The organism is Neisseria arctica (assembly GCF_022870905.1).
Lineage (GTDB): Bacteria > Pseudomonadota > Gammaproteobacteria > Burkholderiales > Neisseriaceae > Neisseria > Neisseria arctica.
Window position 1 is genome coordinate 2,134,799 of sequence record NZ_CP091510.1, and the last position, 15,335, is coordinate 2,150,133.

Consider the following 15,335-nt stretch of genomic DNA (forward strand, 5'->3'; position numbering starts at 1 on the left):
TTACTTCTCTTTAACTAGGATTAATTTCTTTCACGGAATGCATCTATTTCGTAAACATATACAGGGACATCTTTTTCATCTGGTGTGATGGTATCAATCATTTTGCGAGCTTTTTCTATCCCAATATCATTTTTATTTCTTATGTTTAGAGTTATACCTTTTGGTAATAAAACTTCTTTTTCATGCCCCATCTTAGTTCCTTTTATTCTATAGATAAATGCGGGAATATTATTACTTGTTATAGTAATAACCCATAAACCAATTTCTCCACTATCATATGCTTTCCCGCGCCACGTACATTCACGCAAAGCAACTTGAGGGCAGAAAGTAGTAGATAAAGGTTTTTCCAATAACATAGTATCATTTTGATTAAGCCATTTCCCCCCATGGAATAAAACTTGTCCTAGTGGCAGGTGGAAATTTATCCTATTAATACATGCATTTACTTCTTCTAGCTGTTCCTCTGATACTGGATAAGATTGTTGATAGTCTGTAAAACATTTTGGTGTTCTTGATGGCATATGATTTTGCCATTTTTTAAATTCGCTACTTTTTTCTAGAAAGTTAGCAATATGATTTTCTAAATCATGATCAACTTTTTTATTAGATATATATAATGCTGCCTCCAATGGAGAAGTTATTTCTTCAGTTAATTGATCTCTAATATTAGATATAAGTACACTATTTCTATTTAATCTAAAGTGCTCAAATATTTCATCATGAGTTGCTAGTCGATTTTCCCAAACTTCATAAGTATTTCTATAAAAAGGATCAATAACTGAAATCATGTTTAATATCCTAAATATACAATTACTCAAAATACTTTTCAGCAAGTGTAGCACGGACTTTTGTATCCGACATTTTGCTAATTTGATAATTTGTCAGATTCAAAAATCTAATCCACAAATTTTCAAGCAGCCTGAAACCATTAAATATTCTCTCCCCTATGGGAGAATGCAAAATCACTGCTCTATATAAATGTTTGTGTAAACTGTTATGTTTACTCTCTCTAGCGTTTTCTCGAATAGAGAACTGGGCTACCACACTAAATCAAAATTACCGTATTTCTAAAATTTCCAGCACATCAAAAATTATTTTTCAGCCTACCTAAAATCAAATCACAGCCGTCCACATTCTCACAGCAAAACCAATAAACATCATTCCCACCAATCCCATGCCCCATGCAGAAATCTTGCTATGCTGCCTGAAAACTTGCACCAATTGGCTGCCTGCCAATATCAATACGCTCAAATAGGTAAAACTCACGATTTGCAAAACGATAGCCAAAATCAAAAAGGTCAGTGCCGGATACGGATAGACAGGGTCGACAAATTGTACGAAAAACGATAAGAAAAACAGTATTGCCTTCGGGTTGGTCAGGCTCAGCAGTAAAGCACGGCGGAAAACACTTTGCACGGCAACGGTATTCGGCACGGCAGCCGAAATGTTTTCAGACGGCCTGAAACGCCATTTCTTCGCTGCCGCACGCAATAAATTCCACCCTATGTAGGCCAAATAGATACCGCCCAACAATTTAATCCCGTGAAACAGAGCAGGATACAACTTCAGTACCGTACCTGCCCCTAATATGGTGGCAAGCATCAAAATGATATCGCCCAGTAAAATGGCGGCAACAGCACGGTACGCGGCCTTGATACCTTGCTGTGCAGAGATAGCAAGACAATACATGGAATTGGGGCCGGGCAAAGTGATAATGGCTATGGTGCCGATCAGATAAGTGCCCACGTCGGTAATACCGTACATTTTCGCTTCACTTGTTTTCAGACGGCCTCGAAGCCGCTTTTTTATGCCCGATCTATTTTCGCTACAAAAGTCAGGCGTTAAACGGTTTTCAGACGGCATAGGTTAAATGCCATGCCGTCTGAAAATATCATCCGCGCGCTGCTTGCATGCTGTCGATAAATTTATCAAACAGGTAGGCTACATCGTGCGGGCCGGGACTGGCTTCGGGGTGACCTTGAAAGCTGAATGCCGCTTGGTCGGTCAACTCGATACCCTGCACAGTGCCATCAAACAATGAGCGGTGGGTCACGCGCACATTGGCAGGCAGGCTGGTTTCATCTACTTGGAAGCCGTGGTTTTGGCTTGTAATCATCACGCGACCGCTGTCCAAATCCTGTACGGGATGGTTAGCACCATGATGACCGAAAGGCATCTTGCTGGTTTTGGCTCCGCAAGCCAAGCCTAAAAGCTGATGCCCTAAGCAAATGCCGAATACGGGCTTTTTCGCCTGCAAAATACTTTGGATGGCGGCAATGGCGTAATCACACGGTTCGGGATCACCTGGGCCGTTGGATAAAAACACGCCATCGGGGTTCATATCCAATACAGTTTGCGCAGGCGTTTGCGCAGGCACAACCGTCAAACGACAACCTCGATCAGCCAGCATACGCAAGATATTGGTTTTAACACCGAAGTCGTAAGCAACAACATGGTAAGGTTGATTGGTGGGCTGTTTGAAACCTTCGCCCAATTTCCATTCGCCTTCCGTCCATTCGTATTGACTTTGGCAGGTTACTTCTTTAGCCAAATCTTTGCCGACCATACTACCAAATGCAGTGATCAATTCGCTCGCCTTTTCTTCAGTAGCATCCGCTCCCGTTAGAATAGCACCCGCTTGTGCACCCTTGTCGCGCAAGATACGGGTAAGACGGCGGGTATCAATATCGGCAATCGCAACGGTTTGGTTACGCACTAAGTAGTCTTGCAGACTTTCCTCGGCACGGAAGTTACTATGCAGCAGCGGAAGATCGCGGATAATCAAACCGGCGGCATAAACAGCGCGGCTTTCTACGTCTTCTCCGTTGGTGCCGGTATTGCCGATGTGCGGATAAGTCAGAGTAACGATTTGTTTACAGTAAGAAGGATCGGTCAGAATTTCCTGATAGCCGGTCATGGATGTATTGAAAACCACCTCGCCTGAAGTGGTGCCGTGATAGCCGACAGAGGTGCCGTGAAACACGCTGCCGTCTGCCAAAACGAGAATTGCGGGCGTTGTCATGATAATTCCTGTTACCTGATTGATAAATGGATTGTATGCTTTATAGCAGCCGCCTGAAATACGGGCGTTTGAAATATAATTTGCCGTATCAGCTCGCCCAGTATTAATCTTATTTTTATTCGGCGACAATGATTGTCGACCATTTTTCAGACGGCCTCAAAATACCGGCTAAAAAAAAACACGCCGCACAGCTTGCAAAAACTGTGTTACGTGCTTTTCGAGACATGCGATACATGCCGCAGAAGCAATGTATTTTAAGCGAAAATGATGTTTTCCTCAAGCACCCAGCCCGATACTGCATGCAAATTTCTAAAAAATGCCGTCTGAAAATATTTTCAGACGGCATGATTATTTAGAAAATCTCACGCCAAGAAATACGCCGCACACTGGTATTACACAACGGGGCCTCGATATTAAAGGTCCGCACGCCACTTTGGTCTACCATCACGGCTTTATAATCATTAGTAGCCACACAACTGTTTCTAATGGCCGGTGCTTCTGCAATAAGGCCGTCTTCGCCTGACTGACCCTGTCCGTTTACATTAATTGACGGCTGCTTGGTACTAGAAGGCGACAACAAATTGATATCAGAGGCCGCTCCGTCTAGCCTTAAAGAAGCGGGGTAGTAACCATTCAACAAACCTGTATCCAACAACTGGATCCGTGATGACTCACCCGTAGGCGCCGATCCCGTCAGCACATTGAGCTGTAACGCTCTAGCCGCACCGCTGGTTTCGGTAGTTTCTACATAACCACACGTATAAGGAGCAGAAACCGTTGGTGTATTGCTTTTAATTACCCGCGGCCGGTAGCTTCGAGTAGTAACGAAAACCGTGTGGGTATGTACGCTCGGCGAGGTAACGATCCGCTCCGCACTCGTTTCATCCAGCATCAACACCCATCCTTTAGCTTTATCCGGCACGGCATTGTTGCTGACATAATCATACTGGTTGGCTCCGGTAGTAGCCGTCGTAAAGATTTGCTTCACCAGCTGGGACTGCCGCACGGCCGGTACTTCAGATGCTGCCGGGTCATCAAATATTCCCAACATAACCTGCTGGTAGGTATTGGTCAAATCCGATGGGAAAATATCCGAACCACTACCCACCATCACGACATAAGTGCCATCTGCCTTGCGGAAAACTGCCGGTGCGGTAGTAATCGGTTGAGTGGCAACTTGCTTGCCGCCTGCACCTATGGTTGTTTCACCACTGTAAATTTTGACTGCTTTCCAATCTTTTGTATTTCCTTTGAGCGTAAAACGGTAAATATTGCCGCCGCTATCGCCTGCATATGCCGTATCAAAAATATTATCGGCATTGGTATCGACCAAAGTCGGTGTAGACAGTGCCGTATAATTCCGATCAAAACCATTGGCAATCGTATAAGCACCGCTAACCGGAATGGTTTTAATCAACTTGCCGCTACTGCTGTCACTTACTGTCGAGAAACCACTGCTACCGAATTCTTGAGCTAAGATGTCATAAATATATAAAGTTGGCGTTCCATCATGCGGAACAGCCGTATTTTTTGCCTCATAACCATTGGCTAAAAATAAATAATTGCGTACGCCTTTTGTAATATCAGGTTTATTATTGACCACATCCAACCATTCGGTAGCTACTAAGCCAATACGAGGCGTACTGATGGTATAACCCAGTTTATTCGACGCACTCTTATTCGTTTCAAAAACCGGCACAGAAGTCTGCCAAGCAGCATTATCAGCATCTAATCCGACATTTACCAAGCTATTTCTACGGTCTTTCCCCGCGATATTAACCACATATGCCCCACGCGCTCCCTGCCCCAATGCCGCGGCTAAGAAAGTTTGCTGTGCAGCTCCTGCTGTAGCCGAAGTAGTACGGTATTCCATACCGCCGTTATGCAGGTACAAATGCGGTTGCGCGGTTGAGCTTCCGTAGCCTGTAGTTGCAATTTCCGGCAAGGCTTTGGCAATAGTATCGCTGCCGTCGGTACTTTCCCGCTGCATAGCTGCAGGCATATAGTTTAAGGCTAATTGATAAGGGTAATCCGTATTACCGGTATATTTAAATGCATAGAGCATACCATCGTTAGCAGCGGTTACCATATAACGCTTTTGACCCTGGCCATTATCAAGCATATTCAATATCGGCGCACCGATCACGTCAGCCATCATGCGGGCATTATCCCCCGGCAAATCAGTACGCACACGGTAAGAGGCAACCGTTCGCTGTGCCGGATCAGGCAAACGAGCCGTTACCGCACTCTCAATCGCCGTATCAGATTGATTAACCGGTCTCTTCAACCAAGGAATCAATCCCACTGTAGTCTCTATATCGGTTTTCAGCCCATAAAGCTGCCGGTTGGTTTGGTCAATATTAACTACATTGTTACCGTCATTGACCAAAATAGTTCGTGCTGAATAATCCGGCACTTTTTCTTCATCGGAGCCCGTCTGCAAACTACGGAAAAGCAACCTGCTGCTCCATAACCCGCTATCGAGCGTGAGATAAGCAGCATAATTGCTCAAAGGGCTATCCTGCATTGACATTGAGGCGGTCGGTGAAGAAGTAGATATGCTTTGGCCGCTGGCATTGACCCTTGGTTCCTGCTTCTTAATCTCCGCCATAATATTATCAAATGCCTGTGTCAGTGCAGCCTGCGAAGAAGCATTGTAATAACCCGGCACGCCCATCTTTTCAGATGCGGTCACTTGCGTAGACAATGGAGTAGTGTTTATATCTCGCTCATAGCCCGCTGGAGACAATGCCGAAGAAGTTGCCAAGAAATAATGGGCATTACCGCTCAATGTGGACGGGTCAGCAAATGAAATCGAATAAGTTTGAATAACCTGCTTGGGAAAAAGAGTATTGTTCCAAGAGCGCCCCTCTCTATCCACGCCTTGAGTTTTCGCATCCTTAACTGCCAAGATATGACTGAAATAAGAAACTCCATCCTTATAGTTCAACGCATAGGTGTTATTATCAGTTACAGAATAACCAGTATTTTTGGTAAAGAAGCGCCCATCCTTATTGATTCGCAAACTATCATTTGTATTCAAAGGGCTTGTAATATCATAGCCATTACTGGCCGTTCCTACATTATCATAAGTAGAAGCCGACCAAGTTTGCGTTAACACTGGCGTAGGCCATGGCCTCAAGGAATTTTGTATGATGCTGGCAGCATTCGCAGCACCAAAAGAATAATTAGATCTTTGAATAGCCGTCTGATCACCACAAAAGTGACGTGCCCGCCACGGATAACCATTCTCCCAACTCGCACAATAATTACTTGGCAAGCCTCCAAAATAAGTACTTAAAGTACGCCCATCCCTCAAACGATAATCATTCAGCTTGTTGCGAATAGCTTGCCAAGTGTTCTGACCGGTTTCACCATCAGACATCAAAACGATATAGCTCCGCTGGCAGCTGTATTCAATACCATCAATCGCTATTTTTGCCGCATCTAAATAACGGCTCGTCATGGGAGTACCATAGTTAGTCGTATTGATACTACCCAACAAACTGCTGATACGCGCCCCGGTTGTATAACCGCCATTAATCGCACTGTCTATACTACTGACTCCGGGCACCGTCACCATCGACCAGTTAAAATCATTGTTATAACGAGAAATAATAGACTGTAAAGAGGATTTTGCCGCTGCCAACCGAGTCTCTCCGGTAGGCATGGCCTGCCCCATCGTATTAGAGGTATCGAAAATAAAGAGGAAATTTGGTTTTGGCGGATTTTCATTAACGAACCGCGCAACACTACCATCTACACTAAACGGCCGTTCGGCAAAAGGTGATACTGGTGCGGCCGCCCAAGTAGGCAAAGCAGCCCCTATCCCCAACACCAACCAATATAATTTTTTCAACGGTAGTGCTGGCTTTAAATCCATAGATTGACGGTTCATCTCAAGCTTCTTCCCTGGTAATGTGTAACGCCGTTATTCAAAATATTTATACCCTGTATCACTATCACAGTCTTCTCCGGCATCACATCATTTTAAGCATTATGATTAGCTTTCGGATTATACCGCATCCTTAAACATTCCAATCAGCCCCAAATGATAAAAACCAATATAAATTACAACAGCATATAATCTAAATATTATTCAATTTGACTATTTTTGTTAAAAAAAAGCATCAATTACAATAACCTTTCATCTAAAATTAATACCGTCTATCTAACACAAAATGAAACTATACGTATACTTATTGTATCGTTACATAATAGAGACAAAAAAATTAATAATATTAACAATTGGCTGCCTCACTCAACCCGCAGCCAGGAAACATTACGTATGAAAATCCTATCTCCCCCTCTTGCACTCAAGCCGCAAGTTCTTTTCTGCTGCTTAGCTTTCTGTTCATTCTACCAATATAGTAAAGCCGCAGATTCATTTGCAGAAACTCCGTTACATCTACAAAATCAAAGTACGACCAGCTATAACAACTACCCAAAGCCTAAAGTCATGTTCTTAATTGATGACTCAGGCAGTATGGCGTGGATTCCAGGTGAAAATCGAACCCCTAGGTATGCAAACGAAAAGTCTCGCCTAACTATTGTTCAATCAGCCTTGTCTGCTGTATTAGGCCAATATCAAAATAATGTACAGTGGGGAATGCAAACACTTAATAAAAGCACGAACCCAAATGCAAACTTAAGTGGGTATACGACTAATTACCAAACGGTAACCTCTCTTATTCAAAATATCCAGCCTTCTGGAGGAACACCCACAACATCACGTTATTACGAAGTATCAAAAATTGTACGAGATGCTACCCAATATCGTTGCGACAAAAACTTTATTGTTTTGCTATCTGATGGTGATGCAAATGGTAGTTGGATCACAAACACTTGGAATTCCAATGGCTATGGGGAATATTATCCAGTCTCTCCTTATCCTTACTTTCCAAACAATAAAGTTAGCGATAACTATTTTGGTTCAAGGACAGGCGGTAGCCTCAAATATAGCTATACATATTTAGGTAATTCAAGATTAAGCACGGAAATCTGGGATACTATTTTTGACCGTAATGATGGCTTAAGCTGGTTTAGCAAGACATTAGCTACCAAGGATTACAAGACTACCGGCGTAGATGCCACAGGGAAAAACTGGAACGGGGCTCCGAATGACCCCAAAGATAGCTCCGGGAATAGTATTTTTGCCAAACAACTTGTTCAAACTTTTACGGTTGGCTTTGGTTCAGGCATTAGTGCCGCCGGTAAGCAATATCTGCAAAAAGGTGCCAGCAAAAATGAATACTATTTTGCAGCGGACAATGCCGAAAGTTTAACGGCCTCTTTCAAAAACATTTTTGACACCATTGCCAACGAAAGTATTGTTAACCCAGTATCCGCTTATGGCACAGTGGCACCGGCGGTTATTGGTAATGCCGTACCCGATATGGCAGCTTTAGTGCAACTTGATACTGGTTCTTGGAGTAGCCAACTGTTCTTTTATGATACTGATACATCCGGAAACGTCAATACGAGTACAGCACCTAAACAACCGTCTTACACCAACCGCCGTGTCATCATGAACACGGGTTCAGCTAATGTTTGGGCGGACCAACCCAATAACATATCTGGCCTAGATAACCGCTTTTTCGATCTCTCCGGTGGCACGCCCGTAGATCAAGATGAATGGAAATCAACCCTACTCCCTTGGACAGTTCGCAGTAGCGATGACAACCTTATTAAATCCAATGCTGCATCAAAAAAATATACTGTTCCTTACCGCTTACGGGAAACTACCCGTCGTAATTTAGGGGATATTCTTGATAGCCCCGTATTAACCATCGGCCCTCAAACAGGCGGACGGCAGAAATTTTTAGTTACCTCTGCCAATGATGGTATGGTACACCTGTTTAAAAGTGATAATAATACAGCCGCCACTAATCCGTACGACTTAAAACTCAGTTATATCCCCGCAGCAATGGAGCGCGATAGCAACAATGGAGGTAGCACCTTAGGCAAAACATTAAAAGAGCTGGCACATGAAGAATATGGTAAAAATGACCAGCACCCACACCGTTATATGGTTAACGGCGGTTTTGTATTACGCCAAACTCCCGAAGGCAACAAATCCAAGGGGCAACAAATCTTTATGGCTGGTGCTTTGGGACAAGGCGGTCGCGGTGCATATGCCTTAAATATAGGTGGTATAAACCGAACCAATGGCCAACCTCTTGCATTAGATACAAATCAAAGTACATGGCTAAACGATGTACCCTTATTTGAAACCCCTAAAGGTACAAATAATACCTTGGGTTATACCATTGGTACACCACAAATTGGTCGCGTATCAATTTCACGTACAAACAATACCGTAGACTTTGAAAAAAATATACGTTATGCAACCTTCTTAGCCAGCGGCTACCGAAGTAGGAATGCTGCAACTGATAATAATGAAACCGCACTATACGTATACGACACCTTAGGACAAGAGGCATCAAGCGGTACAAAAGCCAATGATAGTGTACCCGGTAAGTTGTTAGCGAAAATCAATGTGCCAAATGGCAAAGGTGGTTTATCTTCTCCAACTCTGGTAGACATTGATTTCGACGGTATTATTGATATTGCCTATGCAGGTGACTACGGTGGCAATATGTATCGGTTTGACCTACGCAATGCTACACCTAGCGAATGGAATGTAACCCGTATTTATGAGGGGTCCCCCACTCAACCGATTGTTGCTGCACCAGCCGTATCACGCCGCTCACAAGGCAACTATGTCGTTATTTTCGGAACTGGTAGCGATATATACAGTAGTGACTTAAGCAATACGGCACAGCAAGCGGTATATGGTATTTTTGATGATGTCAGTACTTACCCCGCTACTGACATCACAGAAGTGGCTAAATATTCAGATGACACTTCAAAAATCCAAGTTCAAACCATTACAACTGCACAACAAAATAATGCAGACTACCGCTTCCTGAGCAATAATCCGGTTAATGATACCCATAAAGGTTGGAAAATAGCGTTGCCTGAAACTGGGGAACGAGTAGTAATAAAACCAACTATGATTTTGCGGACTGCCATGATCAGCACGCGTATCTATAAAACTGGACCATCTATTTCTTCGAATAGCGGCTCGATGGATGTTTGCCAACCTACAACCACGTCGGTTTCTACACAAAGTGCAAGCTGGATTATGGGTATCAATGCTGCTACTGGTGGTGCACTTACTTCTAAAGATGCCCGCTTGGATTTCCGCTTCATCCAAAAAGATGCTAAAAGCGGTATCGAATATTATGCCAACGGTCTTCGTCAAAATGGTATTCTGAGCTTCAGCTATATTGATATGGCTAAAGCACAAAAAGGATTAGCTGTAACCGATGATGGAGATAGCGGCGGTAGTGGCACTGATTTGGAACTGGGCGAACGTTCAAAAATACCTAAAAACTCCTGCTTTACCGGTAATGCCACCCGTTTCATTAGTGGCCTAACAAGTAAACAAGAAAACTCTTCCGATGCTCCGGAAACCTCTACTCTCGGTATCAGCGGTCCCCTTTGCAGTGCAAAAATTAAACGCTTAAGCTGGAGGGAAATTTTTTAACGATAAACCTACATAAATATGCCGTCTGAATTTTTCAGACGGCATATTTTATATTTTGGCAAAAAGAGTTAACTACAAAGATTCTTCCAAACTTAAATACGAACTTTGTTTCAAACCACGGCAAAACTCTGCAAAATAACGGTTATGTTCCACTTTATTCAAACCCGCCAAGCGTGACTTTTCCTCAATCCGGTTCAACACTTCCTCCGGAGACAAATGTACATAACGCAACATATCTTCAATAGTATCATGCTCCTCCATACCGCCAAATTCAACTTGCCCATTATCGCGTACATACACATTTACCGAATCAGTATCGCCAAACAGATTATGCATATCTCCTAAAATTTCCTGATATGCTCCTACCATGAACACCCCTAAAAGGTAAGGCTCACCATCTTTAAGTTTGTGAACAGGCATACTGGACTCAATACTCTGCTGATCAACATACTGGCTAACTTTGCCATCTGAATCACAAGTCAAATCTTGGAGAACAGCTCTTCTTAATGGTTTTTCGTCCAATCTGTGGATAGGCATAATTGGTAAAACTTGGCCAATGGCCCAGGTATCAGGTAAGCTTTGAAATACTGAAAAATTACAGAAATATTTATCTGCTAACTTATCAGTTAAATCATCATATACTTGCCTCTGAGAACGTTGGCTAGCTTGGAGCTGACTCTTCAGACGGCGGCATAACACAGAATGTAGCTGCTCGGCTAAAGCTTTCTCTTTCAGTGAAACTTTACCTTCAAGATATTGCTCTGTTACCTCAGTCAGATAATGGCTAATACGATAATAGGTTTCAGTTACCATTTCACTGTCAGTGATATCCAAATAGCCAATCAATTTTTTAGTAGCAAAAGACAAATTCTCTTCATCATCGATTACCGGAATTTGATCAGGCAAGCTTTCAACATCCGTTACATTCATCACTAAAACAGCGTGATGAGCTGTCATTGCACGTCCAGATTCTGAAAAAATATGTGGGTGAGGAATCCCTGCCTCATTACAATATTCGGCCAACATAGAAACAATTACATGAGAATATTCGCCCATATCATAATTGATCGAGCTGGCATTACGTGAATGCGTACCATCGTAATCAACACCTAGCCCCCCACCAACATCAACATATTCGATAGACAAACCCAAAGCACGCAGTTCAGCAAAATAACGTACAGCCTCCTTAAATCCCATCCGATAATCAGCAATATTGGAAATTTGCGATCCCATATGGAAATGCATTAATTTAACCGTATCCGCTAAACCTGCTTGATTTAATTTCTCAACTGCGGAAATCAATTGAGCTGCAGAAAGTCCGAATTTCCCCTTATCACCACCAGTATCGGCCCATTTACTGGATGCTAATGATGACAACCGTACTCTTAGACCTAAATTTGCTTTGATACCCAAGTTCTTAGACTCTTCGATGACCAAATCTACTTCAGACTCTTTTTCAATAACAATAAACACTTGGTGACCCAAGCGCTGCCCCATTAATGCCAATCGAATAAAATCACGATCTTTGTAGCCGTTACAAACAACCACTCCGCCTTTAGGTGCAAAAGCCAGCACAATCATCAATTCAGGCTTCGAACCCGCCTCTAAACCTATCGAAACTTGATCATCCTTTGGAACGATAATGTTCTTAACTACCGATTCTTGTTGATTTACCTTAATTGGATAAATAGCAGTATAAGTACCTGTATATTCATTTTTACGGATAGAACGATTAAAAGCTGCACACAAACGTGCTACACGATCTTGCAAAATATCAGGAAAGCGAAACAACATTGGTAAGTCCTGCCCACGGACACTCAGACTACCTACCAAATCATACAAGCTTACTTCTACCTCACTATTGTCATTTGGTCGAACCATTACTTTTCCGTCTTCACTTACAGAAAAATAACGATCCCCCCAGTGACGGATTCCATACAAACCTGCACTGTCTGCTGCTGTCCAAGTCATTTCACTTACCTCATTAAGTTACTATTTAGCGAGCTTATCATAACATAGGATTTTGCCTAAATTAGGTCCTCTTTCCATCAATATGATTAATGCTCCTTAAAATAAAAGTTAATTTTCTCTTTAATAAATTAACCATATTTTTAATTTAGTAACTATCCTAGATAACTAAAGTTATTTAAAAAATTTAAAATAATCCTGATAAAAAGCCAATTAAGCCGATACAAGCAAACCAAATTGATTGAACTGTTCATTGCAAGAACAACAGCCCAAATCTTCGCAGAATTAGTAGGTGTAAACCGCAATACTGCTACTTATTACTTTCTCCATCTAAGACTACTATTTTGTCAAAACAGCCTGCATTTGGAAATACTTAACAAAGAAATCAAAGCTATTTCGGCAGCCGACGTAAAAGAAAACACGGACGCGGTACAAGCAGGGAAAATCCCAGTATTCGGACTGTTGAAAAGTAATAGTAAATTTATACCGTCTAGGTCTGACAGCATTATCCATACTGACTACTATAAAAGTTATGATGTTTTAGATGTCAGTGAGTTTAGTCACTACCGTATCAACCACCATACACATTATTCCGAAAGCAAAGCCACATCAACAGAATTGAGAGCCTTTGGAATCAAGCAAAGTACTATTTTCGGAAGTTTAACAGTATGCCGAAGAGTCATTTCGAGCTATATTTAAAGGAGTAAGAATGAAGCTTACAGTGAAATAAAATCTCAATTATCCATTCTAGAAAAATGAGCAATAGATTGTTTATCTTAGTTATCTAGAACATCCCTTAATTTAATATCTTATAAAATCTTTATTAATTTGTCTAAAAAATTTATATACTAATAAATATATCTATTATTTTTAATAGTCTTAGATCAAAATCAGTCTACCTGTTGCATTAAATTTTGTTTAATAGCCTTATTTCTATAAAAAATTAAATATCTAAAAAATTATTAAAATTCATATAAAAATTAATAGCAACTCTCAATATTTTACTATCTATGCTTTAAAAAATTTCAATATAACTCAAGTAAAAGAATAAAATAATAATATCTTTAAATCTATTTATATACAAATCAATCAAGTAAACTAAATTTACTTAAAAAATTTGTATCTTTCAATAGTAATATTCTATCAATTTTTAAAAATTATTTACAGTATGAAATTTTTTTATTCGAAATTTTAGACTAAATCTATTTTACTTTGAAAATATATAGTTTTTATAAAATTTTCTAACTATTCTAAAAAAATAGAGGTGTATTAAAAGCTTAATATATTTCATTACTACGATTAAAGAAATGCCATATGATAAATCATATGGCATAAAAGTATATTTGACAGCAAAATTTTAACCAACCTATTTATTTTTAATAGCAGGTACAGCCTTTTTCCCTGCAGAAGTAGCAGCCCCAACTGTTGCCTCATCCCGCAAGCGATTTACGATACTATCGCCGATCCCCTTCACATTCTTCAAGTCATCTACTGTTTTGAAGTTTCCATTTTGTTGACGATATTCAACAATCGCTGCTGCTTTTGCCGCACCTATACCTGGTAAGGCCTTTAATTCTTCTGCTGTTGCACTATTAATATTTACCGCGGCCATTGCCCATCCTATATTAAAAAATGACAATACCACAAAAATGATTTTTTTCATATTATATTCTCCGTAATGATGTTTAGCTTACTACTCATAAGTAGCAAGCCAATAATAACAAATTATAACAATAACTTCAATTACTTTTTATGCAAATATCCTAAATTATTATTTTAAATACATATTTAATCTGACATAAAATGGCTTTTTCTAATAAAAAAATTTTATTTATATAATAAAATCTATATCTAAATACAATTATTTATATAATTTTTTATATTTAAAGATCAATTTATACTCAATGCTATTGTTATTTATTAATTTGATATAGGCTATCAGTAAATAGTATTGTAAATACAATATGTAAATGCGTTTACCGTCAAATGGCTAATATCGGGTATATGGGAGAACAAAAGGCATTTTCTTGGTGGGGAAATATGCGTAAGAATGGCGTAAAAATAACCAAAAGCTGGAGCGATGCCTACTACACTGAATTTACCCAAAACGGTGGTAGTCGTCCATTGATAGTCAGCTACACCACCAGTCCTGCGGCGGAGGTTTTCTTCAGCAAGGGCCGATACAGGGTTCCGCCGACAGGGAACCTGCTACTCAAAGGAGGCGTTTACCGTCAGGTAGAAGGCGCGGCGGTATTAAGAGGAGCGGCCCAACCGGCACTGGCCGGCAAGCTGGTGGCCTTTCTACAGGACCCCGAGGCGCAACAGGCGCTACCCGCCGAAATGTGGGTCTACCCAGCCATCAAAGGCACCCGCCTTCCTCTCGCCTTTAGCTTTGCAGAGCCGCCGCCGGAGCACAGTACGCCCGGTTACAGCACCATCACCCGCAAACAACAGCAGTGGGTCAACCGCTGGATACGCACGGTTTTGCGCTAAAGCTAAGTATGCAGGACCGAAGCAAAGCCAAACAGCCGTACAATCCCCATAGATTGTACGGCTGTTTTTAGAAATCAGTATTTTTTAGTTTGTTTACTTGTTAGTTTGCTTTTCAAGAAGCAAATTAAAAGCCCCGGCTTTACCGGGGCTTTTAGGAATGGGTGTCTGGCAGTGACCTACTTTCACATGGGAATCCACACTATCATCGGCGCTGAGTCGTTTCACGGTCCTGTTCGGGATGGGAAGGCGTGGGACCAACTCGCTATGGCCGCCAGACTTAAACTGTCAAATTGATAAAGC

Annotated in this window: 7 protein-coding genes, 1 rRNA gene and 2 pseudogenes; 3 read left to right on the forward strand and 7 right to left on the reverse strand. The window is 41.4% G+C overall.

Features of this window, described 5'->3' with window-relative positions; translation table 11 throughout:
* Positions 1-20 precede the first annotated feature (20 nt).
* The 4 genes from LVJ86_RS09825 to LVJ86_RS09840 all read right to left on the reverse strand — a co-directional run bounded on the left by LVJ86_RS09825 (position 21) and on the right by LVJ86_RS09840 (position 6,920).
* Positions 21-788, reverse strand: coding sequence for a hypothetical protein (locus LVJ86_RS09825; RefSeq protein ID WP_047760958.1), 768 nt, complete (start codon positions 786-788; stop codon positions 21-23).
* Positions 789-1,113: 325 nt separating this feature from the next.
* Positions 1,114-1,863 carry a leucine efflux protein LeuE gene (leuE, locus tag LVJ86_RS09830; protein ID WP_327134255.1) on the reverse strand — a complete coding sequence of 250 codons (750 nt, stop codon included), beginning with the start codon at positions 1,861-1,863 and terminating at the stop codon, positions 1,114-1,116.
* A gap of 28 nt (positions 1,864-1,891) precedes the next feature.
* On the reverse strand, positions 1,892-3,022 hold the full coding sequence (carA, locus tag LVJ86_RS09835; protein ID WP_047760959.1) for a glutamine-hydrolyzing carbamoyl-phosphate synthase small subunit: 1,131 nt from the start codon (positions 3,020-3,022) through the stop codon (positions 1,892-1,894).
* A 352-nt stretch (positions 3,023-3,374) separates the two neighbouring features.
* Positions 3,375-6,920 (reverse strand): PilC/PilY family type IV pilus protein, encoded by a 3,546-nt coding sequence (locus tag LVJ86_RS09840; protein WP_047760961.1) that lies wholly within the window; start codon positions 6,918-6,920, stop codon positions 3,375-3,377.
* 390 nt (positions 6,921-7,310) lie between these two features.
* On the opposite strand from LVJ86_RS09840, the gene pilC reads away from it, so the two are divergent.
* On the forward strand, positions 7,311-10,574 hold the full coding sequence (gene pilC / locus LVJ86_RS09845) for a PilC family type IV pilus tip adhesin (RefSeq protein WP_047760962.1): 3,264 nt from the start codon (positions 7,311-7,313) through the stop codon (positions 10,572-10,574).
* Positions 10,575-10,646: 72 nt separating this feature from the next.
* Here pilC and speA read toward each other — a convergent pair whose 3' ends face one another.
* Complete coding sequence (gene speA / locus LVJ86_RS09850) at positions 10,647-12,545, reverse strand: arginine decarboxylase (RefSeq protein ID WP_047760963.1); 1,899 nt, start codon at positions 12,543-12,545, stop codon at positions 10,647-10,649.
* A gap of 195 nt (positions 12,546-12,740) precedes the next feature.
* Between speA and LVJ86_RS09855 the strand changes: the two are divergent.
* Positions 12,741-13,301: pseudogene (locus LVJ86_RS09855) on the forward strand (transposase).
* A gap of 607 nt (positions 13,302-13,908) precedes the next feature.
* On the opposite strand, the gene LVJ86_RS09860 reads toward LVJ86_RS09855, so the two are convergent.
* A complete protein-coding gene (locus LVJ86_RS09860) occupies positions 13,909-14,205 on the reverse strand; it encodes a ComEA family DNA-binding protein (protein ID WP_047760964.1) in 297 nt (98 codons plus the stop codon).
* 323 nt (positions 14,206-14,528) lie between these two features.
* Here LVJ86_RS09860 and LVJ86_RS09865 point away from each other — a divergent pair.
* A pseudogene (locus LVJ86_RS09865) lies at positions 14,529-15,035 on the forward strand (thiamine ABC transporter substrate-binding protein); the annotation flags it as partial.
* 163 nt (positions 15,036-15,198) lie between these two features.
* Here the strand turns inward: LVJ86_RS09865 and rrf are convergent.
* Positions 15,199-15,311 (reverse strand): 5S ribosomal RNA (rrf, locus tag LVJ86_RS09870).
* Between the last annotated feature and the right edge of the window lie 24 nt (positions 15,312-15,335).

What these genes read in the sequence shown, in the direction of transcription:
- LVJ86_RS09825 (WP_047760958.1), bottom strand. Translation starts at nt 788, where the DNA reads ATGATTTCAGTTATTGATCCTTTTTATAGAAATACTTATGAAGTTTGG.
- leuE (WP_327134255.1), bottom strand. Translation starts at nt 1,863, where the DNA reads ATGCCGTCTGAAAACCGTTTAACGCCTGACTTTTGTAGCGAAAATAGA.
- carA (WP_047760959.1), bottom strand. Translation starts at nt 3,022, where the DNA reads ATGACAACGCCCGCAATTCTCGTTTTGGCAGACGGCAGCGTGTTTCAC.
- LVJ86_RS09840 (WP_047760961.1), bottom strand. Translation starts at nt 6,920, where the DNA reads ATGAACCGTCAATCTATGGATTTAAAGCCAGCACTACCGTTGAAAAAA.
- pilC (WP_047760962.1), top strand. Translation starts at nt 7,311, where the DNA reads ATGAAAATCCTATCTCCCCCTCTTGCACTCAAGCCGCAAGTTCTTTTC.
- speA (WP_047760963.1), bottom strand. Translation starts at nt 12,545, where the DNA reads ATGACTTGGACAGCAGCAGACAGTGCAGGTTTGTATGGAATCCGTCAC.
- LVJ86_RS09860 (WP_047760964.1), bottom strand. Translation starts at nt 14,205, where the DNA reads ATGAAAAAAATCATTTTTGTGGTATTGTCATTTTTTAATATAGGATGG.